General features: G+C 36.2%; 27 protein-coding genes and 1 riboswitch. Of the genes, 24 read left to right on the forward strand and 3 right to left on the reverse strand.

All coding sequences use genetic code 11. The features are described from left to right. Positions 1–96: 96 nt before the first annotated feature. Positions 97–1,293, reverse strand: coding sequence for an MFS transporter (locus MKX82_RS24105; protein WP_341080692.1), 1,197 nt, complete (start codon positions 1,291–1,293; stop codon positions 97–99). A 55-nt stretch (positions 1,294–1,348) separates the two neighbouring features. After that, positions 1,349–1,448: riboswitch (purine riboswitch) on the reverse strand. A 147-nt stretch (positions 1,449–1,595) separates the two neighbouring features. On the opposite strand from MKX82_RS24105, the gene MKX82_RS24110 reads away from it, so the two are divergent. From MKX82_RS24110 to MKX82_RS24155, 10 genes are all read left to right on the forward strand, one after another. Continuing rightward, complete coding sequence (locus MKX82_RS24110; RefSeq protein WP_341080693.1) at positions 1,596–2,093, forward strand: CBO0543 family protein; 498 nt, start codon at positions 1,596–1,598, stop codon at positions 2,091–2,093. Then, entirely contained in the window at positions 2,083–2,547 is a 465-nt protein-coding gene (locus MKX82_RS24115; RefSeq protein WP_341080694.1) for a CBO0543 family protein, read from the forward strand. The genes MKX82_RS24110 and MKX82_RS24115 overlap by 11 nt, the downstream gene beginning before the upstream one ends. A gap of 241 nt (positions 2,548–2,788) precedes the next feature. Continuing rightward, positions 2,789–4,105: a hemolysin family protein gene (locus MKX82_RS24120; RefSeq protein WP_233315398.1), complete on the forward strand. Its 1,317-nt coding sequence runs from the start codon at positions 2,789–2,791 to the stop codon at positions 4,103–4,105. 147 nt (positions 4,106–4,252) lie between these two features. Then, a complete protein-coding gene (locus MKX82_RS24125) occupies positions 4,253–5,455 on the forward strand; it encodes a diguanylate cyclase domain-containing protein (RefSeq protein WP_341080696.1) in 1,203 nt (400 codons plus the stop codon). An 81-nt stretch (positions 5,456–5,536) separates the two neighbouring features. Continuing rightward, positions 5,537–5,950: a GNAT family N-acetyltransferase gene (locus MKX82_RS24130; protein WP_341080698.1), complete on the forward strand. Its 414-nt coding sequence runs from the start codon at positions 5,537–5,539 to the stop codon at positions 5,948–5,950. 318 nt (positions 5,951–6,268) lie between these two features. After that, positions 6,269–7,588 (forward strand): GHKL domain-containing protein, encoded by a 1,320-nt coding sequence (locus MKX82_RS24135; RefSeq protein WP_341080700.1) that lies wholly within the window; start codon positions 6,269–6,271, stop codon positions 7,586–7,588. 148 nt (positions 7,589–7,736) lie between these two features. Next, the gene (locus tag MKX82_RS24140; RefSeq protein ID WP_233315394.1) at positions 7,737–7,949 is read left to right on the forward strand and encodes a helix-turn-helix transcriptional regulator; all 213 of its coding nucleotides are present in this window, start codon (positions 7,737–7,739) and stop codon (positions 7,947–7,949) included. Between the two features lie 2 nt (positions 7,950–7,951). Next, a complete protein-coding gene (locus MKX82_RS24145; protein ID WP_341080702.1) occupies positions 7,952–8,362 on the forward strand; it encodes a hypothetical protein in 411 nt (136 codons plus the stop codon). A gap of 24 nt (positions 8,363–8,386) precedes the next feature. Further along, a complete protein-coding gene (locus tag MKX82_RS24150) occupies positions 8,387–8,773 on the forward strand; it encodes a hypothetical protein (RefSeq protein ID WP_233315392.1) in 387 nt (128 codons plus the stop codon). 163 nt (positions 8,774–8,936) lie between these two features. Continuing rightward, entirely contained in the window at positions 8,937–9,398 is a 462-nt protein-coding gene (locus MKX82_RS24155) for a hypothetical protein (RefSeq protein ID WP_341080706.1), read from the forward strand. Between the two features lie 44 nt (positions 9,399–9,442). On the opposite strand, the gene MKX82_RS24160 is transcribed toward MKX82_RS24155, so the two are convergent. Next, positions 9,443–9,955 carry a DUF3231 family protein gene (locus MKX82_RS24160; protein ID WP_341080708.1) on the reverse strand — a complete coding sequence of 171 codons (513 nt, stop codon included), beginning with the start codon at positions 9,953–9,955 and terminating at the stop codon, positions 9,443–9,445. A 261-nt stretch (positions 9,956–10,216) separates the two neighbouring features. Here MKX82_RS24160 and MKX82_RS24165 point away from each other — a divergent pair, with 261 nt between their 5' ends. The 5 genes from MKX82_RS24165 to MKX82_RS24185 all read left to right on the forward strand — a co-directional run bounded on the left by MKX82_RS24165 (position 10,217) and on the right by MKX82_RS24185 (position 15,525). Beyond that, entirely contained in the window at positions 10,217–11,461 is a 1,245-nt protein-coding gene (locus MKX82_RS24165) for an ATP-binding protein (protein ID WP_341080711.1), read from the forward strand. A 223-nt stretch (positions 11,462–11,684) separates the two neighbouring features. After that, on the forward strand, positions 11,685–12,998 hold the full coding sequence (celB, locus tag MKX82_RS24170; RefSeq protein ID WP_233315388.1) for a PTS cellobiose transporter subunit IIC: 1,314 nt from the start codon (positions 11,685–11,687) through the stop codon (positions 12,996–12,998). Between the two features lie 141 nt (positions 12,999–13,139). Continuing rightward, positions 13,140–13,688 (forward strand): hypothetical protein, encoded by a 549-nt coding sequence (locus MKX82_RS24175; protein WP_341080715.1) that lies wholly within the window; start codon positions 13,140–13,142, stop codon positions 13,686–13,688. A gap of 126 nt (positions 13,689–13,814) precedes the next feature. After that, the gene (locus MKX82_RS24180; RefSeq protein WP_341080718.1) at positions 13,815–15,179 is read left to right on the forward strand and encodes a cytochrome P450; all 1,365 of its coding nucleotides are present in this window, start codon (positions 13,815–13,817) and stop codon (positions 15,177–15,179) included. Between the two features lie 127 nt (positions 15,180–15,306). Then, positions 15,307–15,525: an RNA chaperone Hfq gene (locus MKX82_RS24185; RefSeq protein ID WP_233315385.1), complete on the forward strand. Its 219-nt coding sequence runs from the start codon at positions 15,307–15,309 to the stop codon at positions 15,523–15,525. A 48-nt stretch (positions 15,526–15,573) separates the two neighbouring features. Here the strand turns inward: MKX82_RS24185 and MKX82_RS24190 are convergent, their stop codons facing one another. Next, positions 15,574–16,572: a DUF3231 family protein gene (locus MKX82_RS24190; RefSeq protein ID WP_341080720.1), complete on the reverse strand. Its 999-nt coding sequence runs from the start codon at positions 16,570–16,572 to the stop codon at positions 15,574–15,576. A 326-nt stretch (positions 16,573–16,898) separates the two neighbouring features. Between MKX82_RS24190 and MKX82_RS24195 the strand changes: the two genes are divergently transcribed. The 9 genes from MKX82_RS24195 (at position 16,899) to MKX82_RS24235 (ending at position 25,979) form a co-directional block, all read left to right on the forward strand. Next, positions 16,899–17,753, forward strand: coding sequence for a YitT family protein (locus MKX82_RS24195; protein WP_341080723.1), 855 nt, complete (start codon positions 16,899–16,901; stop codon positions 17,751–17,753). 242 nt (positions 17,754–17,995) lie between these two features. Further along, complete coding sequence (locus MKX82_RS24200) at positions 17,996–18,355, forward strand: ArsR/SmtB family transcription factor (protein ID WP_341080724.1); 360 nt, start codon at positions 17,996–17,998, stop codon at positions 18,353–18,355. Positions 18,356–18,369: 14 nt separating this feature from the next. After that, entirely contained in the window at positions 18,370–19,668 is a 1,299-nt protein-coding gene (locus MKX82_RS24205) for an arsenic transporter (protein ID WP_341080727.1), read from the forward strand. Positions 19,669–19,695: 27 nt separating this feature from the next. Then, positions 19,696–21,342: an FAD-dependent oxidoreductase gene (locus MKX82_RS24210; RefSeq protein ID WP_341080729.1), complete on the forward strand. Its 1,647-nt coding sequence runs from the start codon at positions 19,696–19,698 to the stop codon at positions 21,340–21,342. A gap of 103 nt (positions 21,343–21,445) precedes the next feature. Further along, a complete protein-coding gene (locus tag MKX82_RS24215) occupies positions 21,446–21,868 on the forward strand; it encodes an OsmC family protein (protein WP_233315379.1) in 423 nt (140 codons plus the stop codon). A gap of 540 nt (positions 21,869–22,408) precedes the next feature. Continuing rightward, complete coding sequence (locus MKX82_RS24220; RefSeq protein WP_233315378.1) at positions 22,409–22,612, forward strand: DUF3953 domain-containing protein; 204 nt, start codon at positions 22,409–22,411, stop codon at positions 22,610–22,612. 371 nt (positions 22,613–22,983) lie between these two features. Then, the gene (locus tag MKX82_RS24225; RefSeq protein WP_341080730.1) at positions 22,984–23,250 is read left to right on the forward strand and encodes a hypothetical protein; all 267 of its coding nucleotides are present in this window, start codon (positions 22,984–22,986) and stop codon (positions 23,248–23,250) included. A 570-nt stretch (positions 23,251–23,820) separates the two neighbouring features. After that, positions 23,821–25,362, forward strand: a complete 1,542-nt coding sequence (locus MKX82_RS24230) for an MFS transporter (protein WP_341080731.1) — start codon at positions 23,821–23,823, stop codon at positions 25,360–25,362. A gap of 173 nt (positions 25,363–25,535) precedes the next feature. Next, the gene (locus tag MKX82_RS24235) at positions 25,536–25,979 is read left to right on the forward strand and encodes a cell wall hydrolase (RefSeq protein ID WP_233315375.1); all 444 of its coding nucleotides are present in this window, start codon (positions 25,536–25,538) and stop codon (positions 25,977–25,979) included. Positions 25,980–26,057: the final 78 nt, after the last annotated feature.

A 26,057-nucleotide genomic window follows, 5' to 3' on the forward strand; every position in this document is an offset into this window, starting at 1 on the left:
TGTATACAATAAGAAAAAATCTTAGAAAAGTTCTAAAAATAATAAAAAACAAGTAAAACACATCTCAAGAATAGTGTCTTACTTGTATTTCTAGAACTAATTAATATTTTCTTCTTGTACGGATGAAATTACAATTGCCTTCGATCTATTTACTGTTTTTCGAGTTAGTGAGAAGATTGCACATAATAAGGCAATGATGACAATGACACCGCCAAACCAGGCTGTTTTGGAAACAGTTCCGGTTTGTGTTAGCACAATTCCGCCGAAGGCAGAGCCTAAGGAAATCCCTATTTGTAATGCTGAATTATTAAAGCTTTGCTGGATGTCAGATGTGGCTGGGTCTGTTTGAATCAAGTAGCTTTGCTGTGGCGGTGCGAGACTCCAGCTTAATGCTGCCCAAACCATCATGATTGGGATAAATACGATAAGTGAGAAAGTTGTAAATGGCAATAAGAAAAGTACTACAGCAAATGCGCTGATAACTACGATAATACTTTTCTGTGCTCCAATAGAGTCTGATAATATTCCACCAAATGCACCGCCGCTAACTGCAGCAAGTCCGAATAATAAATAACAAAGACTAATCCAATTAGAATTTAGGTGAAGCTCTGTTTCTAAAAATGGTGTGAAATATGCATAAATCGTATAATGACCTGCGAGCATAAACATAGTAGCAAGATGGGCACTGCCGATTTTTGTACTAGCAACAGCCCGCAATTGTTGAGAAAGTGGGATGGTGCTTTCTCCCGGAACTTTTTCTAGAAAAACGGAAATAAGTACAAAGGAACCGATTGATAAAACCGCTATTCCTAAGAATATAATCCGCCAGCCAAATGAATTGGAAATGAGTATTCCAAGCGGCACACCCATCACAAGTGATGAACTAATCCCCATGTAAATAAGTCCTAAAGCCTTTGCACGATGTTCAGGAGCGACTACCTTAGCAGCAAGTGTTAAGGATAATACTACAATTAATGCCGTGCTCATTGATGTCAGGATTCGGGCAATCATCATAAAGGTAAAGGTATGACTGAAATATGTCAGGATATTTCCGAGAAAGAAAATAAATAAAGACACTAGATATAATTTTTTTCGTTCTATTTTACTGGTTAACACGAGTAAAACAGGACCAGATACTGCATAGACAAGTGCAAAAACAGAAATGAGCTGTCCTGCCGTGCTTAAGGAAATATTAAAATCGTCAGCTATTGTCGGCAGTATTCCGCCTAGAATAAGTTCTACAAGTCCAACAGCGACTGTAGATATTGCGAGTATAAAAACCTTTAAATTCATATTAGAGAAAACATCCTTTCTAATTAAATAAAATAAAAAAATCCTGATTACAAAAAATGATTAAATCATTTTCTGTAATCAGGATTTTATGGTTCCTGGTAGAGACCCTTAAGCCATATTCTTAAGGTTATACAGGGTGTTGATATGAAGTTAAATGAGCACTTGTGTAAGTGTACTAGTTCCTAGCTGTTTTTTCAAGTAGTAATTTTTGTATGAGTAAAATTGGCGATAAAAATTTATATTTAAGTTGATAAATACATAATCTCATCAAACTAAGTTAAAAATATTCTTGGTGATCTTAATTGAATTTTGAAAGATGGTTTCTAATCGGCTTTATTATAATTTGTATTTTTGCATTATGGCGATTTATCCCTAAACATAAGTGGAGAGATGCGTGGGTTTTGTTTTTATTCTTACAGGTTATTACTTGGCCGGCAGGCTTATTTACAGTGGAGTTAGGGTGGATTGAGTATCCGACACAGTTATTACCGAATACAAACTCCTATAATAAGTCTAGCTTTTCGTTTGAATTTTTCTTTTTTCCAGTCGTAGCTATCTTTTTTAGCCTATATTTTCCGCGAAGTAAACATTGGCTAATCATTATATTGTATTATGTTGGAATTTCAGTTTTTTTTACCACAATTGAGGTGCTTTTAGAGAAATTTACAGCATTAGTGAAATATATAAAATGGAACTGGTATTGGACATTTATTACCGTGAATATCGCTCTTTTTTTAAATGATAGTGCTTATAAATGGTTTAAAAAAGGTCTAAAACAGGTGCAAATGAATGAAAAATGAACTCATCTTAATCGTCTCGTGGGTAATTTCCATAGGGTTATTACTGCTGTTAATTCCGAAGAAATATCTTAGAGTATCTATCATAGCATTTTTGTTTTCTTCCACAATCGCATGGGCTTATGAGTATATACAGGTACTGTTTGGACTATTGGAATTTCCATACAGAGAGTTTGCAAAGGCGACTAAACTAAGTTTTTCTTTGCATTACGCAGTATATCCTACATTTTTTGTTTTTTTTATTGTTTATTATCCGACAGATAAAAGCACATTAAGAAAATTTTTTCATACCTTTCTATTCAATTTGCTTTTAGCAACCTATACTTTTTTATTAAATAAATATAGTTCGCTCATTGAATTTAAGCATTGGAACTTTTTCTTAAGTGTAGGCATTAACTTTTTTATGTTATATATCGTAAGAAGATTTGTATTTTGGTTTAATAAGGGATTACTCTAAAAAGTTTTTTCCTTGCTTATCCTTTTTTGAATACATTAACGAGAATGAGTTTTAGGACCAGCCAACTTGAGAGTTCTTTTGTAGGAACATACAATAAAGTCCGCTTTTTGCTCATATAACAAACCGAGGACTTAAAAATACCTTATTACACGCAAATTATATGTCATTACACGAGATAATTTTGATAAAACGGGTATTAACAAATAAATAAAATATTTTACTAAAGGTTGGTGACAGTCTATTGGAGAGCATATGGGTTTCCATTCTTATTTTATTCATATTAATTATTGCAAATGGAATATTTGCGATGACGGAGATAGCGATTGTTACTTCTAAACAGAACAGACTCGAAAGAATAAAAGAAAGTGGCGATTTACGGGCAGCGTATGCCTTGAAATTAGCGGAAGATCCGAATCAGCTGCTGTCAACTATTCAGATTGGTATAACGTTAATCGGGGTTGTAACTGGTGCCTTTGGAGGAGCAACGATTGCCAGTCAACTAGCTGTTTACGTCGAGAAAATAGAAGTGCTGTCAAGATTCAGTTATGAAATAAGTTTTATCATCGTTGTTGGTTTATCTACCTATTTATCATTAATTATTGGAGAATTGGTGCCGAAAAGGATAGGGATGGGAAATCCAGAGAAGGTTGCTTGTCTCATCGCTAAACCCATGTATTATTTTTCAAAAATAGGCAAGCCGATTATTTGGTTTTTAAGTAAATCGACAGAACTAGTGTTACGCCTCTTAAGAATTAAACCTGCTGCTGAACCAGATGTTACGGAAGAAGAAATCACTCAATTAATTGAACAAGGTGTATACAGCGGAGTGGTTCAAGCGATTGAACAAGATCTTGTAGAACAAATCTTTTACTTAGGAGACAAGCGCCTTGGAGATATCTTAACACCACGTACACAATTAGTGTGGATTGATTTAGAAGATTCATTTTCAGAAAGTATTCGTGTGATGGAACAGAGTCCTTTTTCTAAGTTTCCAGTTGGAAAAGGGAGTCTGGATGACTTTAAGGGGATAATTCATACAAAAGATGTTTTTTCCAAAATGGTTGCAAACCAAGATTTCCAGTTAGCTGATTGTATAGAAAATACATTAGTGCTGCCAGAAGCAATGAAAGTGTATCAAGCTCTTGAAAGCTTGAAAAATGCTGGTCAACATGAAGCGATTGTTATTGATGAATACGGAGGAATAGAAGGTTTTGTCACACTTCATGATATTGTGGAGAATATAGTTGGAGATATGCCGGAGAGAGAAGATGAAGCGGAGCCTCATATCATTGAACGAACAGAAACTTCCTGGTTGGCAGATGGGCTCGTTTCCATCGATACTTTTCTAGAGTATTTCGGGTTAGAGAAAACAGCAACAGATATAGAGAATAAACGGTATAACACACTTGGCGGATTGATCACCAATAGCTTAGGAAATATACCGAGAGTGAAGGATACAATTCAAATCGAGGATTTAGTGTTGGAAGTAGTCGATATGGATCAATTTAGAGTGGATAAAGTATTGATTTCAAAACAAGAAAAAACAGAGGATATATAAAGAGTGAAGATGACTGTTCGCAGTCATCTTTTTTATCATCAAAAACTAGAAATTTCCTTTGCTTTCATTTGTAAGCAGGAAATATAATGAAAGGATAAGATTTAATATTTTTCAATAGTCCAGATGTCGTTAAAGGTGGATAGTTAAATGGAACTGCAAAATAAAATATTAGAGCAACATGGTGTCTTTCAACGTTTTTTTGACTATCATCCAGACGGAATCATTCTTATGGATATGAACGGTCAAATGGTAGACGCAAATGCTGCTGTTATAAATATATTTGGTTATACAAAAGAAGAGCTGTTAAAAAGTCCTTTAAAGCAGCTAATGAATGGCACTGCTGACAATTCTCGGCAAAGATTAGCTATTCCGCATAAACAGGGGCAGCTTTTATATGTAAATTTGACAGTTATACCCCTTATGAGTGAAGGAAAAGAAGTTGGCAAGATGCTTACATTCGAAGATATTACCCAATACTTGAAACAGAACAGGGGGTTATTAAATATACAAGAAATGTTCACACTCATTTCTGAAAAATCCCAAAATATTATATCTTCCTTCTCAAGCGACGGAATGTTTACATACATTTCACCAACTGTGACGGCACTGCTCGGTTATACACCAGAGGAGGTTATTGGACAACCACAGATTAACTTTAATCATCCTGATGATTATGCCAGGCTGCTTGATACTCAGAATACTTACCATATTGATAAGGATACAGTACGATTTACGGGACGAGTTCTGCATAAGAATGGTGAATATCGCTGGTATGAAACAACAGTTGAAGTTATCCGTGATGAGTCTGGGAATATCCTGCAAAAGATTGGCGTCGGTCGAGATGTGACGGAACGCAAAGAGGCTGAGGAACTAATTTCCCACCTTGCGTATCACGATTCTGTCACAGAACTGCCAAACCGACGATTATTCAAACAAAAAGTCCAAGAGCTGCTTGATGATAGTAAGCAGCAAGTTCATGGGCTGATGTTGATTGATTTGGACGAGTTCAAGTTCGTTAATGATAATTTTGGCCATGAAATAGGTGATCAGCTTCTAATTGAAGTAGCGAACCGACTTTCCGCTGCCATTGGAAATAAGGGATTGGTTGCTCGCTGGGGCGGGGATGAATTTACAGTTATTTGCGTCAATATCGAAAACAAGGCTAATCTCCAATTGCTCATGGAAAACATTAAAAGAGCAATTTCAGCACCACTTATTATTGAGGGCAAACAGCTAAAGATTGGTGCAAGCATCGGTTTATCAATCTCTATAGTGGATGGTGACTCTGTTGAATTACTGATTAAAAAAGCAGATGCGGAGATGTACCGCGCCAAAAATCAACTTAAATGAACAGAATAAGAAACGAGGTTTAGAGGCTGTCACCATATTCTTGCATGACAGCCTTTAAATATATTTGGAGGGAGAGATATTATGGAAACTATCATTTCGGCCATACATAAAGAAAAGGCATGGGAGCTTAGGCATAAGGTGATGTGGCCTGAAAAGCATTTTGACTTTATTAAGTTAGCTGATGATGATACAGGAATCCACTATGGGCTTTTTAAAGGAAACGACCTAGTTTCGGTTATTTCTCTGTTTGTTTCAGATGAGGAAGCTCAATTTCGCAAATTTGCCACACTTTCAGAAGAACAAGGCAAGGGATATGGCAGTGCATTATTGCAATATGTACTAATGGAAGCAGAAAAGCTTGGCATAAAGAAAATTTGGTGTAATGCGAGAAAGAATAAAGCGGCTTTTTATCAGAAATTTGGTTTGCATGAAACAGGCGAAAGCTTTAAAAAAGAAGACAAAGAGTATGTGATTATGGAAAGAGAAATTGGCTAAGCATTATTTGCATTTTGTTCGCTAGAAGGGCTGGCATTTGGGAGATAATTCTTGTTGGCATATTGCTGGTGTTACTTGAAAAACTAAGCACTTAATAAAAAAACAGCCTAATCCCCCACATTCTCGCCTTTCCCAATACTAACCTCTAAAATGGTTTTAAAACCCAATTGGTTATTAATTCCTAGTTATTAAGCTCTGAATAAAATAAATCTAGCTTCCTAGTACGAAAGGTTTAAGATTGTATGGTAAACTAGGTAAATATAGTGATATCATATCGTTTTGAGTTAATTTCGACAAAGTACTAAAGAGGATGCAACAATGAAAAATAAAAAATTAAAATCTATCTTTCTTTTATCCATTCTTATAGTAGTAATGTTTATGATTGTTAATATCTTTTCTTCCTACTTTAATATAAAAAAAACAGCGGTAAACTCCGTTGTGAATCAAAATATAGAGGCTGCCAAATCAATTGCTGCCTCAATGGATACAGAAACCTATAAGTTATTTCTAAGAAATCCAGTGAAAAACGAATATTATTATGAAGTGAAGGGTTATTTAGAGGATGCCAGGGAAAAAAACGGTGCACTTCATGTGTACACACTATTAGTTAATAATCCTAATGTATCAAGAGCAATGATTGTCGCCATGTCAGATGAGGAAAAGGAGGAATTTCCAATCGGGGGCATTTGTACTGTTCCAGAAGAACAAGTTAGAATGGCCTACTTTGGGAAAATTTTTTCCACAAACATTATTTCAGATCCGATTTATGGTGATTATTTAACGGTTGGTGTGCCGATTAAGGATAAGTCTGATGAAATTATCGGCTATCTTGGTATTGATATAAGTGCAGACATTGTTAATAATATTAGTGATAAAGCATTAAGAAGCAGTATTTCAAGCTTCGTGTTTAATGGTCTATTTGTTATCCTGATGGTTGCCGCTTTTTTTGTTCTGCAAAATTGGTATTCACGAGAATTAAAAAAGGAAATAGGCGATACAGAGGATACCTATCAAACTGAACTGCAATCATTAGTGTCATCTGTTCAATCCTTACGCCATGATTATTCCAATCATATTCAGGTCGTTCATGGTTTACTTAGACTTGGCCAAACAGATAAGGCACTTGAATACTTATCCATTCTTGCTAAAGAAATTCATATGATTAAATCTATTGCATTAGATGTTAATAACCCAGGACTTTCGGTTCTGTTGCAAACGAAAAAGCTGGCTGCCCAAAATCATCAAATACATATTGAGTTTGAGGTAGTCCAGGATTCATATTCTACTTTAACGACAACAGATTTAATTAAGATATTATCCAATTTAATAGACAATGCGATTGATGCTACAACAGAATTGCCAGAGCAGAAAAGAAAAATGAAGATTGTGTGTAAAGTCGATGCTAAACACTATATTTTTGAAGTAGCTAACACTGGAAATCCTATTCGGGATAAGGATAAAGACCTTATTTTCAAAAGCGGCTACTCAACAAAAAAAGAACAGCACGGAAAACTGCGAGGACAAGGTCTGTTTATTGTAAAGGAAACTGTAAGCAGGTACGGTGGAGAAATAGCTATTACCTCTGATAATAATCAGACAATCGCAAGAGTCACTATTCCGATAAATAAGGGTAACTAAAATAAAGTTTTTTAGGAAAAACGTCAGATTTTCATCTGGCGTTTTTTTACTTTTCTCCACTTAAGTGTAAAGATGTCTTTACATATCCTAGTTGGTTTGCATATAATAAGTGTAAAGATATCTTTACTTCCAGTGTGGAGGCATGTATATGAAAGTGGTAAACCATATTCGCGAAATTCGTTTGAAAAAAGGGATAACTCAAGTTAAATTAGCGGAGGATTTGCAAATTACTCGACAAACTGTCAATGCAATTGAAAAGAATAAGTACAATCCCAGCCTTGAGTTAGCTTTAAAGTTAATGGAGTATTTTGATGTTCCAATTGAAGAGTTATTTTATTTGGAGAAGACGAAAGGAGAGTAGTTATGAAAAAAAAAAAGCTGCTGATAATTGCTTTAGTCTTTATGGTTTGTTGTAATCTAACAGGCGGATTGTTAGGAGTATATTTAATTAGAGGTGAAACAGGCGGATTTGACTATGACTTAGCTGGTGCTGTCGTAGTTGGTACAGCTATAGGTCTGTTGTTTTATTTCATTCCTGCTAAGTTATCTAAAAAGAGAAATGGTAATGTTCCAGAGGTTGATGAACGCAGTATTATGCTTTTAAAGCGTTATTTTATGATAACACTTTATGTTATCTTATTAGGAAGCGGCGCCGCATTAATAGTTGTCTACTCTATGGGTATTCATTTAATTGAAACAGGGCTGCTGATCGTCTGTTTAGGAGTAATCTATATTGTCATTATTCTTGGCGCCTTTGTTATAAAAAGACTATAAATTTTATTAGAAAGAGGTAAGTCTGTGATTTTAAAACTTAATGAAGAAACGATAGAAGAAATCAACGAAACACTAAGAAGAACTAATTTTGCCAAAATCGATTTTAAAAATAAAACATACTTTCTTGCAAAAGAAAAGGTTAGAATTCCAAAAGGCTCAAAACCAATGGAGGTATTTGCATATCTTAAAGAAAAAGATGAACTCGTAACGGAGTTTGCTAAGAAGCATGCCGAGGAAACCGAAAGCCGCTTTGTTACGATCGGTCGAAGTGTGAATTTACGAGAAATGGCTGTGCAGGGCTTTATGGTATACACTTACTTTTTTCCAGAGCAAGAAGAAGATATCCAGTTTTCAGAAACGGTGATTGATGCAGCCAACAGTCATTTTTGGGTTGTTTCACTGGCTCCATGATTTTAAAAAATAGTATATACTGACAAGACCTTTCTGCTATCGAGTAGAAGGGTCTTTTTTAGTTTTAAGTCAAAACTAAGAATAATTAGAGTAACAGTATAGAATAAATAAAATGCCATAAAATAACATGGTGGATTAGAAATTGGCATAAAGGGGAAATAACATGATTACAAGAAGGCATTTACTATTTAATTTATCCATTATTATTTTCCCGTGGCTCACTTTGCTGTTTATCGGGAAGAAAAGCTTTAAACGCTACTCTGTTTCAGGTTTTTTTATTGTCGTGTTTGAAATCATTAATCATATTTATGGACATAGACGGAATTGGTGGAAAACATACGATGGCCATAAATCCTTCTTAAAGGATGAACTTCCTTTTAGTGTTGGTCCATATATGCCCCTTTCTATGTGGATTTTAAAATATTCGTATGGAAACTTTAAAAAGTATGTGTTGCTTAATCTCCTTTCAGATGGACTGTTTGCCTTTTTGTTAATTGATATTTTAAAAAAATATCGGATTATTAGTTTAAATGGCTTAAATCATATTCAGTTTTTTATATATTTAAATTACAAAGCGTACTTATTATACGGTGTGCAGTATTTATATGAGCAGACGAGACGATAAAAAAACAAACCTGTCCAACTAAAGCAAGTGGACAGGTTTGTTTTTTAACAATCACCTTGTTTATTTACATGCAGCGGCGGAGGTACAAGCCAGCCTTTGTCTTTGTTTAAACGAAGTACTTTTGCAGCAAGGGCGGTCTTTTGAGTATGAAATTGCTCATACATCATCCCAACATCTTCTCTAATGGCTTTGGCCATTATTTGGCTCATTAAAACAAGCCCTGCAGCTAAATCAAGAGATAATGCACTAGCAACAGCAGGGTCAGGAAGTCTGGCACCTACGGGGATATCTTCTAAGCAAGCCTCTGGCGGTTCTGGCATGCTTGGAGGTAAGCCAATTCCATTTTCTTTCAAGATTTTTTCTAATTGTTCTTTTTGCTTTTTGCATAAATTGATTGCTTCATCCAGCAGCTCTTTCAAGTCATCGTCACCTGTATGGTTTTTCATGATCTGATAACTGCCAATCATACCATTAGCTCCAAATACTGATGACCAAATATCGTAAACTTCACCATAATGCAGTGGTTCATCTTTCGGATTGCCGCTTAAAATACCCATAAAATCCTCCTAATTTAGTTAAACTATTTACTTAATTAGATTAACCACATTTTTTTTTATTATTTGTCGGAATGTAGATAAAAGTGAGGTTGTTTTCTGCCGAAACAATAGAAAGGAGATAATACTCTTTATGTGATATGAAAATCATGTCGAACAATATTTTTTTCGGCAAAAACCGACAAAATATGATAAATATAGAGTATAATTATGTCAAATTTAGCATTTTTACAAAACTGCTCCTAACTTGGAAAGGTAGCCAATATGAGTATATTAAAAGATTTTTTACTACAAATGACGCTAATGGTGTTGCCCATATTTATTTATTTCACAATTATCACTGAACGAGTAAAGAGTGATAGAAATAAGACGATACTAATGACCGTATTATGGGGAATTTCAATTTTGTTATGCATGTCCTTTCCGCTGAATTTTGGTGAAAACAGATTGGATATCAGAATTATTCCTTTAGTATTTGGGGCGTTGTATGGAGGATTTTGGCCAGGCATTTTACTATCTGGTCTAGTTATTGTCTACCGTCTTAATTTTGGGATCAGTGCAGGTTTTTACAATACAGTATTAGTTCTGCTCTTAACGATGCCGGTTATTTTCTTTTTCCAAAGATTATTTATTCGTTCATCAAAAGATAAGAGGGTTATGATCGCAGTAGGTCTTTCCTCATATTATTGTCTTGTTGGCCTCACTTTTTTAGGAGTAATCCGTGGATTTTCTTTGGATACATTGAAAGTACAGATTATTCATCTATTATTTGTTGTATGTGTAACGTGGTTTTTTACGATGTTAAATGAAACAATCAGAGAGATACAACAGCTGCGCCTTGAGTTGCAAAATGCGGAAAAATTACGAGTAATAAGTGAACTTACAAGTGTCTTTGCACATGAAATTAGAAATCCTATGCAAGTTACCCGAGGTTTTCTGCAGCTTCTAGATGATCCCGAATTCCCAGAAACTAAAAAGCAGTATATTAAGATTTCAATAGAAGAATTAGACAGAGCAAACGACATCATCAATGATTTCCTATCATTAGGTAAGCCTGCCATAAATAATAATGGAAAAATTAATGCCGCACACCAGTTGGAACGGGTAATTAATATTCTTGAAAACTATGCTTTAAACAATAATGTCCGTATAAAAACAGATATGACGGACGAATGCTGGATATTTGCCAACTCCCAAAAATTGAATCAATCATTAATCAATATTTTAAAAAATGCAGTTGAAGCTATGCCGCACGGTGGAACGGTCTGGATCACTTGTTCAAAAACAGCTGACGGTCAAATTAAGATCAGTGTCAAAGACGAAGGGATAGGCATGACGAAAAAACAAATAGACAGTCTAGGATCGCCGTTTTACTCCTTAAAGGAAAAAGGAACAGGATTGGGAATGATGGTAAGCTTTCAAATCATTCATTCCTTTCATGGTAAAATTATGGTGAACAGTGAAAGAAGCAAAGGGACAGAATTTATTATTTTATTGCCGGCAATCTAGTATTTGAAAGGCAGCTGCTGTAAAAAGCAGCTGTTTTATTAATAAGCGGGTATAATGATTAGTTGCTTAGTTGCTAGTTGATTTGATAGAGACATTACTAAGTTGATAAATTCTATCGGATAAAGCAGGTAAATATAAAAAATAATTTTAAAAATATCACATAATCTAGAATCTGCACATATAATAATGTAACCGTTTTCATTATGTGTGAGGAGGTATTTATGTGAGTAAGCTTAATACGTTTTTAGAAGAAAAAGTAATGCCTGTCGCTGCGAAAGTAGCTGAGCAAAGACATTTACAAGCATTAAGAGATGGTATTATCCTTTCTATGCCCCTTATTATTATCGGTTCTGTATTTTTGATATTAGCAAATCTGCCTTTTCAAGGGTATTTAGATTATATGGCGGAGCATCCGAAGCTTAAAGCAAGCATTCTTTACCCGTATCGAGGATCATTTGAAATCATGGCATTAGTTGCAACCTTTGGTATTGCCTATCGGCTGGCCGAATCGTATAAGGTCGATCCGCTCGCTTCTGGAGCCATTTCGCTAGCTGCCTACTTTGTAGGAACACCTTTTGTTTCCTATGTAATTGGGAAAACGCCAGAAGGGGTTGATGTGGTTGAAACAGCCTATCAAACCGCCCTTTTCACAAGTAAAGGATTGTTTGTTGGAATGATTATAGCAGTATTATGTACAGAGATTTATCGGAAAATATTGCAGAAAAACATCGTAATCACATTGCCAGACGGAGTTCCTCCTGCTGTTGCGAAGTCGTTTACCGCTTTAATTCCTGGATTTTTTGCGATTTCTGTAGTGTGGATTTTACGACTAATCGTTGAAAATGTAGGGGATTTTGGCAGCTTGCATAATATCGTGACAGTATTACTGCAAGAGCCATTAACACAAATAGGAACAAGTTTGTTAGGAACAATCTTTATTTTCTTCCTTATTACTTTGCTGTGGACAACAGGATTGCATGGCGCAAGCATAGTTGGTGCTGTAATGACACCAGTTTGGCTGACGTTAACAAACGAAAATGCCATCTCCTTTGGAGCAGGTGAACCTGTAGAGCATATTGTGACAGATCAATTTAATGACATCATTTTTATCGGCGGTTCTGGAACAACCTTAGGATTAGTGCTGGCCATGTTATTTTTTTCAAAAAGCCAGCAAATGAAACAGCTTGGACGGTTAAGTATAGGCCCAGGTATCTTTAATATTAATGAACCAATTATTTTCGGTATGCCAATTGTACTAAACCCTTTAATGATGGCACCATTCGTGTTGACACCAATTCTGTCTGTTATAGTCGCCTATGTTTCTATGGATATAGGACTTGTTGCCAAGCCAATCGGTATTGTGCCGCCATGGACGATGCCGCCAATTATTCAAGGCTATTTAATTACTGGCAGTATCTCAGGAGCAATCCTTCAATTAGTCATTATTCTGCTTTCCTTTATCATTTACTTCCCATTTTTTAGAATATGGGATAAACAGAAAGCCGAGGAAGAAAATTCGGTATCTGGGAAAGAGTAAGTTATTTGTACGTGTCCATTTATGGGCGCGTATTTTTTATGGAAGTATTACATTATTCTGACTAATTAAGAGCAGGTGAAGGAAATTTCTTACATACTATAGAATTAAATAATGAACCTACTCTTTTAAAGGAGAAACAAAATGAGTCAAAATCATATAGAGAAAGAAACAGATAGAAGGTTTGCTGCTCAAAAATGGGTGTTATACTTGTTGTTATCATTTATTTATATAGGCTTTATTTGCTCGCAAGTTGAAAACATCCAAGCTCTTTTCATTCATAATGATGCACTTCTCGAAATGCTGAAAATACCTATAATTATGGCAGTATATGTAGTGCCAATTCTATTCATCCTCTATCTTTATTTGTTCATTAGGACTTTGCTGAGGAGAGGGAGGCGTTATAAAAGAATCAGTTTTAAAGCAATATTCATCATTGCGTCTCTCTCTATCATTATCTATATTACGGCATATCAATCCACTGAAATGGTTACTTTTGGGGCGTATACAATCAAAGAAAAGTTTGAAGAATATAGAAGATACTATGTTAAAATAGAAAATAAAAAGCTGAATGTATCCTTTAATGAATTTCAATTGGTAGAAGAGAATAAAACATACATTATACAATATGCCTGGAATCAACGAACTCCAGAAAAGGGACGCTTACAAACAATCGAACAGACAAATGATTGAATGAGTCTGTGCCGGTATTGTAATTATTATGTCCTCTTTTTTACTGTCCTCCACTTAAGTACAATCCTGCTTTAACATTGCACCATACTATAAAAGAAGTATGGAAATTTAAAGGGGGAAAAATAGTTGAGTAACGAGATTGCCATATTTAAAACACCAAAAGGGCCAAAAGGTAAGCTGTTGACAGGCAATTTGGCTGAATTCCGAGCAGATCCGCCTGCATTCCTTGAAAGAATGGCGACTGAATATGGTGATGTTGCAAAGTTTCGTTTAGGTCCTTTGAAGAATGTCTTCTTAGTATCAAATCCGGATATGATTAAGCAAATCCTGGTGACAAAGCAGAAAAACTTTGTTAAATCTGATGATTTTAAAGCATTAAAACCAATCTTCGGTGAAGGACTGCTCACGAGTGATAAAGATTTCCATATGCGGCAAAGGAGGCTGATCCAACCAGCATTCAAAAAATCTCATATCATGGATTATGGACAAGATATGATAGATATAACGAATGATTATTTATCGACATGGAAAGACAAGGAAGAACGAATTATCACGAATGATATGATGAACATAACGCTTGGAATTATTTGTAAAACAATGTTCAACATGGACTTTAAAGAAGGCTACAAGGTCATCGGAAAACCGCTTGAAACTGCTTTAATATTAGCAGTTAAACGGATGAGAAGCCTTAAAAAAATGCCGTTATGGGTTCCGACAAAGCTTAATCGTGATACGAAGAAGGCGATAAGGGAACTCGATTCTGTCGTTTTGGAGATAATCCAGAAACGCAGAAAGGACCCAGTTAAGCATGAGGATATGATTGGTATTTTAATGGATGCCAGAGATGATGTCGATGGCATCGGGATGACAGACAAGCAGGTGCGAGATGAGGTAATGACTATTTTTATTGCAGGACACGAAACGACTGCCAACGCACTATCCTGGACATTGTATTTATTATCTCAGCATCCGGAGGCTGAAGAGAAGTTATTTAGTGAAATAGAAAGTGTACTAGGAAAAAAACCACCAGCTCCTTCTGATTTTATGAAATTAACCTACACACAAAACCTCATTTGGGAGTCATTGCGTTTGTATCCACCATCCTTTGTAACAAGCCGGAAAGTGGATAAGGATGTTGAGATTGGAGAATATCGCTTTAAAAAAGGGGATATGATTCTTGTCAGTCAGTATGCGATGCATAGAAAGGCAGAATACTTCCAAGATCCGGAGTCGTTCATACCAGAAAGATTTGAAAATAATTTTATTAAGACAATTCCCAAATATGCATTCTTTCCGTTTGGCGGAGGACCAAGAGTATGCATTGGCAATCACTTTGCGATAATGGAGGCAGCGCTTGTCCTTGTTTCTGTAGCTCAACGGTTCAAATTTAAATTAGCGCCAAATCATCATCCAATTAAAACATTTCCATCCATTACACTTAGGCCAAGAAGCGGACTGCGAATGATTCTGCAGAAAAGAAATCCTTCCTAAAAATCTGCTCCAGCATGTATTCTTAAGACGGATAGATGCTGGATTTCTTTAATCCAGCTAAAAAATCCTCAAAAGTAGTGACTAATTGTAGTAAAGTATAAATATAAGACAAAGAAGGAGGGCTAACATGGCAGTTATTGATTTACAAAACAGCATCATCCGTAACATCATCGAAACAGAGATGATCGTAACCGTATTTATGGGGAAAAAAGGTGTTCCAATCAGATGTAAGATTAAAGGGAATGATACATACACATTATTATTAGAAGTAGATGGTAAGCAGCAGTTAGTCTTTAAAAGCGCTGTCAGCACAATATCTGCCGGGAAACAACTAATAAAATTTTAAAAGAAATGCCCCTAATAACATCAAGCGTTATTAGGGGCATATTCAACTTTATTGAGTCAGCTGATTTCTATCCTCCATTTGAGGAGGCTCCTCCATCCAGCCGTTTTTTATCAAAATTTTTCCACCTTCTTGAGCAAATGTAAAAATATCTTTTGCAAGTAATGACATTTTCGCTGGCAGATCATTCCGCAAACTGAAGGCACCGCCGATTGCGTTTGTGCCAAGCCCAAAGGAAGTCAATAAACTGGTATTATACATCATTAATTTGTCAGAAAAGGGTGCGATTTGGGAAGAAGTTGCTTTACCAGCATGTGTTGCAGGTGGTTCAATATAGCTTTGCCGCAAAAATTCGCCTAAATCGACTTCGATTTTTTTCGATAGTTTCATGCCCTTAACAAGGTATTGCTGCACATCTTTATTCTCCGCAACTTGAGCGAAGCCAATCATTAGTTGCATTCCAACCAAATTGGTTTCAATAGCATGATGAATAAGGGAAACCTCAATTGTATTTAACGATCTCTTTTCTCCAAACAATCCGAACTTTCGATAATGATTTTCCAGTACAAAATGCACCTCTTTTGGCATCGAAACAAAAGCTGGACGAACAAGCACGCCTTTTTCAAGGAGGAATTGGGTCACCTCATTATTGAGGGCTTGTGACTCAGCTGTCCAACTAATGAAAAGGTCATTAATGTCGCTGCGATAGGAAATGCCGCAGAACAGGGAGAATAAACTCATTTCCACTTTCGTCATCATATGTAAATACATAATATCATAGAGGAAATCAAACAGCTTAGGAACTCCTTTATTTATATCATTTGCTGTAAATCCGACAGGGATAGCTGCACCTTCGTGCTTGAAAATTTCTGTAATGATATCAATTGCTTTACCAGCACTCTCATAATGGGTTTGTAATAGCTGTTTTGCTTCACTATCTGCATGTTCTAAAAAATGCTCGAGCATTCTGAGGATCATCGTCTTTTCTTGATAAGTCATCCACAAATTTGCCAATTCAGATGAAGTGATAGGAACGTCCCTCGAAGTCATGTCGCTACCTCCCTAACTTTTATACCTTATGTTATCCAGTAAAAGTTATTTTAATAAATTTTTTTAGCGAAAGGGGCAAGTGCCTGTACAAGAATGGACAAGATGAATAGGATAGTATCAGGATAATTCATCACATATCTCTATGTATGACAAACCTAAACTCCTTTAATAAACGAGGTGTGCATGAACTGCACATCTCCTTTTTTGCTTTGATAAATAAAAGCAGGAAAGCAAAGCTGTGTAAATACATGAAAGCGTTAATCCACTTTATTGCGCTAAAGTGAAATTGTGTTTATAATGCTTTTGTAAGAAAGGGAGGAAATAATATGAAGCAAATAAAATATTACCTTTTATTAATAATAGGGACTTTTATCATTTCTTTATCATTTACGTTATTGCAAGGGCCAAATCATATTGCATCAGGAGGGCTAACAGGTGCAGCTCTAGTACTAAGCTCTATCTTGCATATGCCGTCAACGATGCTGTTATGGGTAGCGACCATCCTCTTGTTGCTTGTGTGCTCTTATTTTTTAGGGAAGAATTCTTTCTTGAAATCCGTTATTGGATCACTGTTAATACCGTTATTCGTATTGCTTACAAGCGGCATGCCGGTGTTAACTAACGATCCGCTCTTGGCTGCAATATTCGGAGGATTGGGAGTAGGAATAGGGCTTGGAATAGTGTTTCGGGCAGGCGGTAATACAGGCGGGTTTACGTTGATTGCCCAGTTATTGTATAAGTACAAATCAGTTAAGCATAGTACAACTATTGTATGTTTAGATGCTCTTGTCATGGTTGCAGGCGGTTTAGTGTTTTCAGCAGAGAATGCATTATACGCTCTTGTAGGGGCGTTTGTAACACGCAAAACAATGGATGTTGTTCAAGGGAAACACAAGCGACCGAAGATTGCTTATATCATAACAGCTAAAGATTATGAACAAAATATAAGCGATGCTGTCTTACATAAACTTGACAGAGGCATGACAAAACTGACAGGTGCTGGAGGATATACGAATACAGAAAGAATCATCTTGATGATTGTTCTTGATACAGCAAAGGTAAATCAATTAAGAACATTGGTTCAAAGCATTGACCATAGTGCTTTTATTATTATGAGTGATGCAACTGAAGTATTTGGAGAAGGGTTTGTGCCGCCTAGTCTTAGTTTAGGGAAGGGATGAGTATCCCGCAGGGCATCAGAAGGTTTTCTGAAAAAACATTCATAAACTGCCAGTCAAAAGATAATAGTTGCTGGCAGTTTTTTATTTCGGCATTAATAGTTCTATAAATTAATGTAATGTTTTAATTATTAAGCCTGACAATAGGGTAAAACTAAATGTCATTGACACATATGATAATGTAATTTAGGATATAAGCATATGCTTATATCCTGTTTTGCAGATAGAATGGAGGTTGATTGAAAATGACGAATAAGGGTACTTCTTTTAATAAGGCAGCTATAGAGGAAACGGCACTAGTCTTAAAACTGTTAGGGGATAAAACAAGATTGTCCATGATAAGCATGCTGTCAAGTCAGGATTGCTGTGTTTGTGAATTTGTTGATATTTTTAATATGTCCCAATCAGCAATTAGTCAGCATTTAAGAAAGCTTAAGGATATTGGGCTAGTAAAAGAGCAAAGAAAGGGACAATGGGTCGTTTATTCTTTAAATAGGACTAGTAACTGCTATCCGTTAATAAGCGACTTATTAGAGCATGTTCCAAGTCAGCAGGCTAAATTGGACTGGCTGGAAGAAAGTGGACTTAGAATTACTTGTATATAGTGGAGGTTAACATTTTGCTGCAAATATTTTTAGCTATTATTATCTTTTTAGTAACACTTACATTTGTTATATGGCAGCCTAAAAATCTGTCAATTGGCTGGTCTGCATGTGGAGGGGCTGTCTTAGCCTTGCTTGCAGGCGTAGTCGACTTCCATGATGTTGTCGATGTGACTGGGATTGTGTGGAATGCAACTCTTGCATTTATTGCCATTATTATTATTTCGCTCATTCTAGACGAAATTGGTTTTTTTGAATGGGCAGCCTTACATATGGCCCGGTTTGCGGGAGGAAACGGCCTGAAGATGTTTATTTATGTTTCCATACTTGGTGCAATTGTTGCCGCATTGTTTGCCAATGATGGAGCCGCCCTTATTTTAACGCCGATCGTGTTAGCGATGGTGAGGGCGTTAAAGCTGGAAGAGAACATGGTTTTTCCCTTTATTATGGCAAGTGGATTTATTGCAGATACTACTTCCTTGCCGTTAGTCGTAAGCAATTTAGTGAACATTGTTTCGGCTGACTTCTTTCACATTGGGTTTGCAGAGTATGCCTCAAGGATGATTATTCCAAATATCTTCTCCTTACTTGCAAGCATTATCGTTCTATATTTATATTTTCGCAAAAGCATTCCAAAAACATATGATAGGAGCCAGCTTAAAGCTCCGAAAGAGGCTTTGAAAGATAAAGAAATGTTTCGTCTGTCTTGGGGTATACTGGCAGTATTGCTGATAGGCTATTTTGGAAGTGAATATCTTTCTATCCCGGTTTCGTTCATTGCAATTGCAATCGCAGCAATCTTCCTATTATTCGCGAGACGAAGCCCGGCTGTTTCGATTAAACAAGTGGTCAAAGGAGCGCCGTGGGCGATCGTATTCTTCTCAATCGGTATGTATGTAGTCATTTACGGGCTGAGAAATGTAGGGTTGACAGACTTGCTTTCAAGTGTTATTCAGGCTGCTGCAGACCAAGGTTTATTTGTCGCAACAATCAGTATGGGCTTTATTGCAGCCATTCTCTCATCTATTATGAATAATATGCCTACTGTGCTTATTGATGCGTTGGCAATTGCGGATACAAATGCAGCTGGAGTAATTAAAGAAGGACTTATATATGCAAATGTTATTGGCTCTGATTTAGGACCAAAAATAACACCAATCGGTTCATTAGCTACTTTATTATGGCTGCATGTACTATCCCAAAAAAATGTGAAGATTTCTTGGGGAGCATATTTTAAAACAGGTATTATTTTAACTGTGCCAACCTTGCTGGTTACACTTATCGGCCTATACTTATGGCTAACTATTATTTTATAAAGAAAGTTTAAAACAGGAGGGTATATCATGAAAATAATCATAATAGGCTCTGTAGCAGCAGGTACTTCTGTTGCGGCAAAGGCAAGAAGAAATGATGAAGATGCTGTCATCACCCTTTATAATGCAGACTATGATATCTCTTATTCAGCGTGCGGAATTCCTTATTTTCTTGGAGGAGAGATAGAGGAGATAGAAACATTAACGCCAAGAAATGCTGCTTGGTTTAAAAAGCGATACAACGTGGATATCTTTACTCGTCATGAAGTTATCTCAGTCAATGCTGAACAAAAACAAGTGGAGATTAAGAATCTTGATTCAAGTGAAGTAAAAACAGATGACTACGATATATTAGTATTCGCAACCGGTGCTTCACCAATAACACCGCCTATTCAAGGTGTAAACGAGGAGCATGTCTTTCAAGTGAGGACAATCCAAAATACGGCTGCTATACATCAATATATGCAAGCAAACCAGCCGAAAAAAGCTACAATTATTGGCGGAGGATACATTGGATTAGAAATGGCAGAACAGCTTAAACTGAAAGGCTTAGATGTAACAATTGTACAACGAGGCAATCACATCATGAGCCACTTGGATAAGGATATGGCTGCAAGAGTCGAAGACTATCTTAAAAATAAGGAAGTTAGCCTTTTATTAAATGAGGAAGTAACAGCAATAAACAAGCAGGAAGTAATAACAAGGTCTGGTACAAAGATAGAAACAGACTTAGTCTTACTCGCAACAGGTGTGCGTCCAAACACTCTATTGGCTGAAAGCATAGGTGTGAAGCTTGGGTCTTCAGGGGCAATCGCGGTTAATTCAAAAATGCAGACAAACTTACCGGATGTATATGCCGTTGGCGATGTGGCAGAAAGTTATTCTGTTCTTACAGGGAAACAATTATATCGTCCATTAGGGAGCACTGCCAACAAGATGGGGAGAATAGCCGGAGATGTTATCACAGGAGGAAACTTAGAACACCGTGGCATATTAGGCACTGGCATATTGAGAGTGTTTGACCTCGCTGTCGGTCAGACTGGAATGAATGAACGAGAGGCGCTCGAAGAAGGCTATACAATTGAAGTGCTACATAATATTAAACCAGCAAGAGCAGAGTATCTTGGCGGCAAGGAATTAGTGATTAAAGCCATTGCAGACAGAGAAACTGGCAGAGTTCTAGGTGTTCAGATTATCGGAGAAGAAGGTGTAGATAAAAGACTTGATGTTTTTGTTACGGCGATGACTTTTAAAGCAAAAGCAGAGGACTTGTTTCATCTTGACCTTGCATATGCCCCTCCATTCAGTACAACGAAGGACCCTGTTATGTACACAGGAATGGCGTTACAAAATGCGATCGAAAAGAAGAATAAATTGATGACACCTCATCAGTTAACGGAAAGAGTTTCAGCAGGAGAGACTATCCAAATCATCGATACAAGAGCAGAAAAGCAATTCAATGTATCGAGGGTAGACAAGGCAATTAATATTCCGCTTGGAAGTTTACGAGAAAAGTGCAAGGACTTAGATCCAAGCTTGCCTACTGTAACATATTGTAACAGTGGAGTTACTGGAAATGCAGCACAAAATATTCTTCGCAATATAGGATTTACGGATCTATATAATCTGTCTGGCGGAAATAAAAACTATCAAAGCTTTATAACAAGGAAGCAATAATGATTGCTTCCTTGTTATAAGAAAATCACATCATCACGGTATGAACATAACCTTTAGGGAATACTTATAAGAAAGTCAAAATAATAGTAAGGGTTGTGAATGCATGAAAGTAACAACTACATGGAATGGACAGATGGCGTTTACAGGTAAAACGCCTTCTGGGCATGAGATTATCATGGATGCAGCAGAAAAATCCGGCGGCAATAATACAGGCGCAAGACCGACTGAATTACTGCTGCAGGCTACCGCAGGCTGTACAGGCATTGATATTGTTTCTATTTTGACAAAAATGCGCTTGAAGATTGTTTCATTCGAAATGGAAGTAGAAGGCTTGCGGGCAGAGGAATATCCTCAGCGCTTTACAGGTATACATATCCATTATTCACTTCAAGGAGAATTGCCTGAAGATAAAGTTGTGCGTGCGATTAAACTGTCAAAGGATAAATACTGCTCTGTATCTAACTCACTGAATGCAGAAATCGCTGTTAGTTACACGCTGAATGGAGCGGAGAGAAAACAGCTTTAAGGAAAAATTTAGTTAAATCTGTTGTTAGCCATCTTATCTTGATTTTTTAATCAGAAAAGGAAGGTTATTTACTATTAAACCGCATTGATTAAGTTGAAAACTTAGATCTGATGCGGTTTTTTTATTTATTAAAAAATGGGGGTTTTAAAAATGAAAAAAATGATTTGCCAAAATGTAAAAGGCACATAAGATTACTTACCAAAAAAGGAACGATTAAGAAGGGATATTAGAAGGACATTGGAGGATGTTTTTATTAGGGAATAATTATAAAATTAAGGATATGCGCACTAGTGAAGAAAGAGCGGTACGTTCCAATTTAATTAAAAAAGAGTAGGCACTGTAATAGGTTATTTTGCTATAAGGTAAATTAATATTAGGATTTTTAAAAAAATACAATTAATTCCATGTTATAATTACAAACATAACTTTCGTATGAATGTAGTGAGTTATAGAAAAGTTAGAGGAACTTCCACCTGTCCTACGTGGAGGTTTTTCTTGTTTAAGAGTAATTAACTTATATTTAAGAAAGAGGCAAATTTGATGGGGAAAATGGGACTAATTCTTTCAGCCATATCTTTGATTATGGTGTTTTTTCACTATAATATTGCATTTCTAATTTTTAGCACAGCAATGATAGCGTTTGGGATTGATAATATCAACTTAAAGAATAAAGCAATGGGATGGATCTATATTCTGGCTGGTATTTTCTTTATCATTGGCATTAGTCTGAAGGGGATATTATAAATGAGCAGCTACCATTTCGAGTACTCGAAAAGTGGCTGTTTTTTTATGAATTTTTACTATTTTCAAAAAATGGATGTTGTCATGGGGGAATGTTATCTCTGTTAAGGACAAGCAATAATTTACTGTATTGTATAAAAGAATTCATTAGTGACAGGAGAGAGTACCATGAAATTTACTTTGGAAGTAATGTTGTTTGAAAAGCATAAGAATCATAAAAACAAAAAGCATACTCGTCCTCATCCTCCAAAAGCGGACAAGTGTGAAATGATGGACAAGCAACCTGCCAGTTTGAAGAAGATCATGCAGTTGTCCAGCAACTTGAGGATGAATTGTGTGCACCTCCTGTAAATCATGTAAAAGGAGATGATACAATGGCATTGATGAAAGAACTGCCTGAAGAAGAAGCAATGAAACTTCACGCTGTTTACCTTCCAATTGTAAAGCTAGGACGTTTTGCTGGAGTTGCAGTCGGAACTACTGTAACTGTTTATACAGACAACCATGCAACCACTGCTATTACAGGAATCTTCCAAGGAAGCATTAAAGACGCTAAAGAAGCAATTGCGTTAATTTTGGCTTCCGGTACACTATACCGTATTCCAGTTAAAGAAGCTAAGTTTGTTTCAGTAGGAGCTTAAATTAATTAACCTGCTGTTTAAATAGATTACAACATTTCTCCAAACTGATTTTGGGACTCTCCTCTTTAATGTGTTCTTCTTATACTCCTCTCACATTAACCCTCGCACGATCCTTCTCTTGCAGGAAAAGGTTTGCTTTTTATAAGCGCACCTTTTCCGTAGCTTTTATCGACAATTTACATACCATAAAAAGCCGGTTTTTACTGCATTTTATTATTTCGTTGCAAGTGAGACAAAACAGTAAAATGATGATACACCGAAAAAATAATAATAGCGATACTGAAACAGGAAGATAAGATGGTACTTACCATTAAGCCTTTAGAAATATTTTTATAAAGCACATTACTCACCCTTACATATTTTTAGTTAGTATGTTTCTTCTTTATAATTCTATTCCTATATAAGAATTGTCTTCAAATAGAGTTACAACCTTATAATGCTGCTTTATTAAACTTTTGTTTAGTTAGCAAGTTACCTGGGAATAAGTAACTACAAATAAAAAAGCGTACGCATACAAGACCGGTCAATCTTCTACACATACATTTTTTCTAGCAGGGGGAAGGAGCTTATATGAAAAACACAACGAAGAAAATTACGATTCCACGAAGTATCGGCTACGGATTAACGGATATTATGGGAGGCGGGGCTTTTACCATTATATCTGCGTGGCTGTTATACTACTATACAACATTTGTCGGTTTAACTCCTGTTGAAGGGGCCTCGATTATTGCTATTGCCCGCATTGTTGATGCGATTGTTTCTTTAGCAATTGGAAGCATTACCGATAACCTTTATAAATATAAAATAGGCAGAAAATTTGGAAGACGACGCTTCTTTCTTTTAATTGGCTCTCCTTTAATGTTTACATATATTTTGCTTTGGATAACGGGGATGAATTACTGGTATTATTTATTAAGCTATTTATTGTTTGAAATTGTGATGGCTTTAGTACTGATTCCGTGGGAAACACTGCCATCAGAGATGACAAAAGACTTTAATGACCGTACAAAATTATCTACTGCAAGAATGTTTTTATCAGGGTTAGGTGTATTTCTGGCCACTTTTATACCGGGACGACTAATTTCCTTCTTCGGAGAAGATAATGGGTATGCCTATTTCATTAATGCAGTATTTTTCGCTATTATTTTTGCAATCTGTATTTTTATATCTTATAAAGTAACATGGGAAAAAACGCTAACTCCAGAAGAGGAAAAAGAATGGATTGCTAGCAGAGAAACTACTAATAGAAAAGGTGCCAAGGAATTATTGGCAGCATTTGTTGAAACTATTAAGGTTTATTTCTCTACTTTAAAAATTAAAAGCTTCCGCAAGCATTTAATGATTTATTTATTCTCCTATACAGCGAAGGATGTTTTTAATGCAGTATTTGTGTATTTCTGTGTTTTTGCATTAAGTATTTCCTCTTCTCTGGCAGGGGACATGCTGTCACTGAGTATTATTGGAGTTCCTATTACTATTTTAGCTGGATATCTGATGATTAAGTTCGGTCCAAACAGCTTATATAAAGTGTCATATCTTACGATGATTGTTTGTTTAGCTGCGTTTTATGCTGTGTATTTAATGAAACCTGAATCCATGATTATGTATGTGTTTATTATTTCAGCATTGTACCAAGTTGGTAGAGCGATATTAGACTTTACGCCTTGGAATGTCTTTCCGTTCATACCTGATATAGATGAAATTGTCACAAGACAGCGTCGTGAAGGGGTATTTGCTGCTGTGATGACATTTACTCGTAAAAGCACGGTTGCCCTTGCTACATTTTTTGTCGGAATTGTATTGCAATTTGGCGGTTTTACTGCAGGTCAATCAACACAATCTCCTCAAGCAGTGCACACGATTGTTTACACATTAGTTTTTGGTTCAGCCTTGCTTTTAATCGCAGCATTAGTGGTTGTGTTCACTTTTAAATTGAACAAGAAGACGCATAAGATTCTTGTTGATGAAATCGAAAGATTAAAAAATAACGGTTCAAAGAAAGAGGTTGATCCAGAAACACGAGAAGTCGTGGAAGCATTAACAGGATACAAATATGACGATATATGGGAAGACGATGAGAAGGAAGTTCCAATAAAATCAGCCTGCAGCTGAGTCTGCCTTTCAGTTAAAAAAAAACTGCCTTTGGATTGGACAATCTGGGCAGTTCTTTTTTGATTTGATAATTGATGCACCTAATAACATCAATTAGCGAAAACAAATCGCTATGGTTTAAACAATGACATCATTAGGCGGTTTTTTTCATACTATATTTTGGGGGTGAGAAAATGCCGCGTGTAAATTACAAAAGTTCAGATGTTGATTTAATGGCAAGAATGATGAGAGCAGAAGCAGAAGGTGAAGGCCAGCAAGGTATGCTGTATGTTGGCAATGTTATTGTCAATCGTCTGAAAGCGAACTGTTCTGATTTTGAAGGATTAAGAACGATACCTCAAGTCATTTATCAAGTGCAAGGTAATAACTATTCCTTTGAAGCGGTTCAAAAGGGAAATGTTTTTTATCAAAGAGCGAGAACAGCCGAAAAAAAATTGGCTAAAATGAACTTAGATTATTGGAGAGATCACCCAGGTAAGTTTGCTCTTTGGTATTTCAATCCATATGCTCCATGCCCTCCGACATGGTACGGTCAGCCTCAATCTGGTCAATATAAAAATCATTGTTATTATGAACCTAAAGCAGGGACTTGTGAAAGTGTCTATACTGGTGGCTGAATTTTGAAGGGAGTTTCCTATAACAGGAGATTCCCTTTGTGTATTGCATTCATAATCTCACTATCTATTTTGTTAGTA

It is taken from the genome of Niallia sp. FSL R7-0271 (assembly GCF_038005785.1).
Lineage (GTDB): Bacteria > Bacillota > Bacilli > Bacillales > Cytobacillaceae > Niallia.

Excerpts from the sequence above, each read along its gene's own strand:
- MKX82_RS24225 (WP_341080730.1), top strand. The coding sequence starts at position 22,984 with ATGGCATTGATGAAAGAACTGCCTGAAGAAGAAGCAATGAAACTTCAC.
- MKX82_RS24185 (WP_233315385.1), top strand. The coding sequence starts at position 15,307 with ATGGCAGTTATTGATTTACAAAACAGCATCATCCGTAACATCATCGAA.
- MKX82_RS24135 (WP_341080700.1), top strand. The coding sequence starts at position 6,269 with ATGAAAAATAAAAAATTAAAATCTATCTTTCTTTTATCCATTCTTATA.
- MKX82_RS24190 (WP_341080720.1), bottom strand. The coding sequence starts at position 16,572 with ATGACTTCGAGGGACGTTCCTATCACTTCATCTGAATTGGCAAATTTG.
- MKX82_RS24175 (WP_341080715.1), top strand. The coding sequence starts at position 13,140 with ATGAGTCAAAATCATATAGAGAAAGAAACAGATAGAAGGTTTGCTGCT.
- MKX82_RS24165 (WP_341080711.1), top strand. The coding sequence starts at position 10,217 with ATGAGTATATTAAAAGATTTTTTACTACAAATGACGCTAATGGTGTTG.
- MKX82_RS24140 (WP_233315394.1), top strand. The coding sequence starts at position 7,737 with ATGAAAGTGGTAAACCATATTCGCGAAATTCGTTTGAAAAAAGGGATA.
- MKX82_RS24195 (WP_341080723.1), top strand. The coding sequence starts at position 16,899 with ATGAAGCAAATAAAATATTACCTTTTATTAATAATAGGGACTTTTATC.
- MKX82_RS24125 (WP_341080696.1), top strand. The coding sequence starts at position 4,253 with ATGGAACTGCAAAATAAAATATTAGAGCAACATGGTGTCTTTCAACGT.
- MKX82_RS24230 (WP_341080731.1), top strand. The coding sequence starts at position 23,821 with ATGAAAAACACAACGAAGAAAATTACGATTCCACGAAGTATCGGCTAC.
- MKX82_RS24220 (WP_233315378.1), top strand. The coding sequence starts at position 22,409 with ATGGGGAAAATGGGACTAATTCTTTCAGCCATATCTTTGATTATGGTG.
- MKX82_RS24160 (WP_341080708.1), bottom strand. The coding sequence starts at position 9,955 with ATGGGTATTTTAAGCGGCAATCCGAAAGATGAACCACTGCATTATGGT.
- MKX82_RS24130 (WP_341080698.1), top strand. The coding sequence starts at position 5,537 with ATGGAAACTATCATTTCGGCCATACATAAAGAAAAGGCATGGGAGCTT.
- MKX82_RS24105 (WP_341080692.1), bottom strand. The coding sequence starts at position 1,293 with ATGAATTTAAAGGTTTTTATACTCGCAATATCTACAGTCGCTGTTGGA.
- MKX82_RS24115 (WP_341080694.1), top strand. The coding sequence starts at position 2,083 with ATGAAAAATGAACTCATCTTAATCGTCTCGTGGGTAATTTCCATAGGG.
- MKX82_RS24200 (WP_341080724.1), top strand. The coding sequence starts at position 17,996 with ATGACGAATAAGGGTACTTCTTTTAATAAGGCAGCTATAGAGGAAACG.
- MKX82_RS24145 (WP_341080702.1), top strand. The coding sequence starts at position 7,952 with ATGAAAAAAAAAAAGCTGCTGATAATTGCTTTAGTCTTTATGGTTTGT.
- MKX82_RS24215 (WP_233315379.1), top strand. The coding sequence starts at position 21,446 with ATGAAAGTAACAACTACATGGAATGGACAGATGGCGTTTACAGGTAAA.
- MKX82_RS24210 (WP_341080729.1), top strand. The coding sequence starts at position 19,696 with ATGAAAATAATCATAATAGGCTCTGTAGCAGCAGGTACTTCTGTTGCG.
- MKX82_RS24155 (WP_341080706.1), top strand. The coding sequence starts at position 8,937 with ATGATTACAAGAAGGCATTTACTATTTAATTTATCCATTATTATTTTC.
- MKX82_RS24235 (WP_233315375.1), top strand. The coding sequence starts at position 25,536 with ATGCCGCGTGTAAATTACAAAAGTTCAGATGTTGATTTAATGGCAAGA.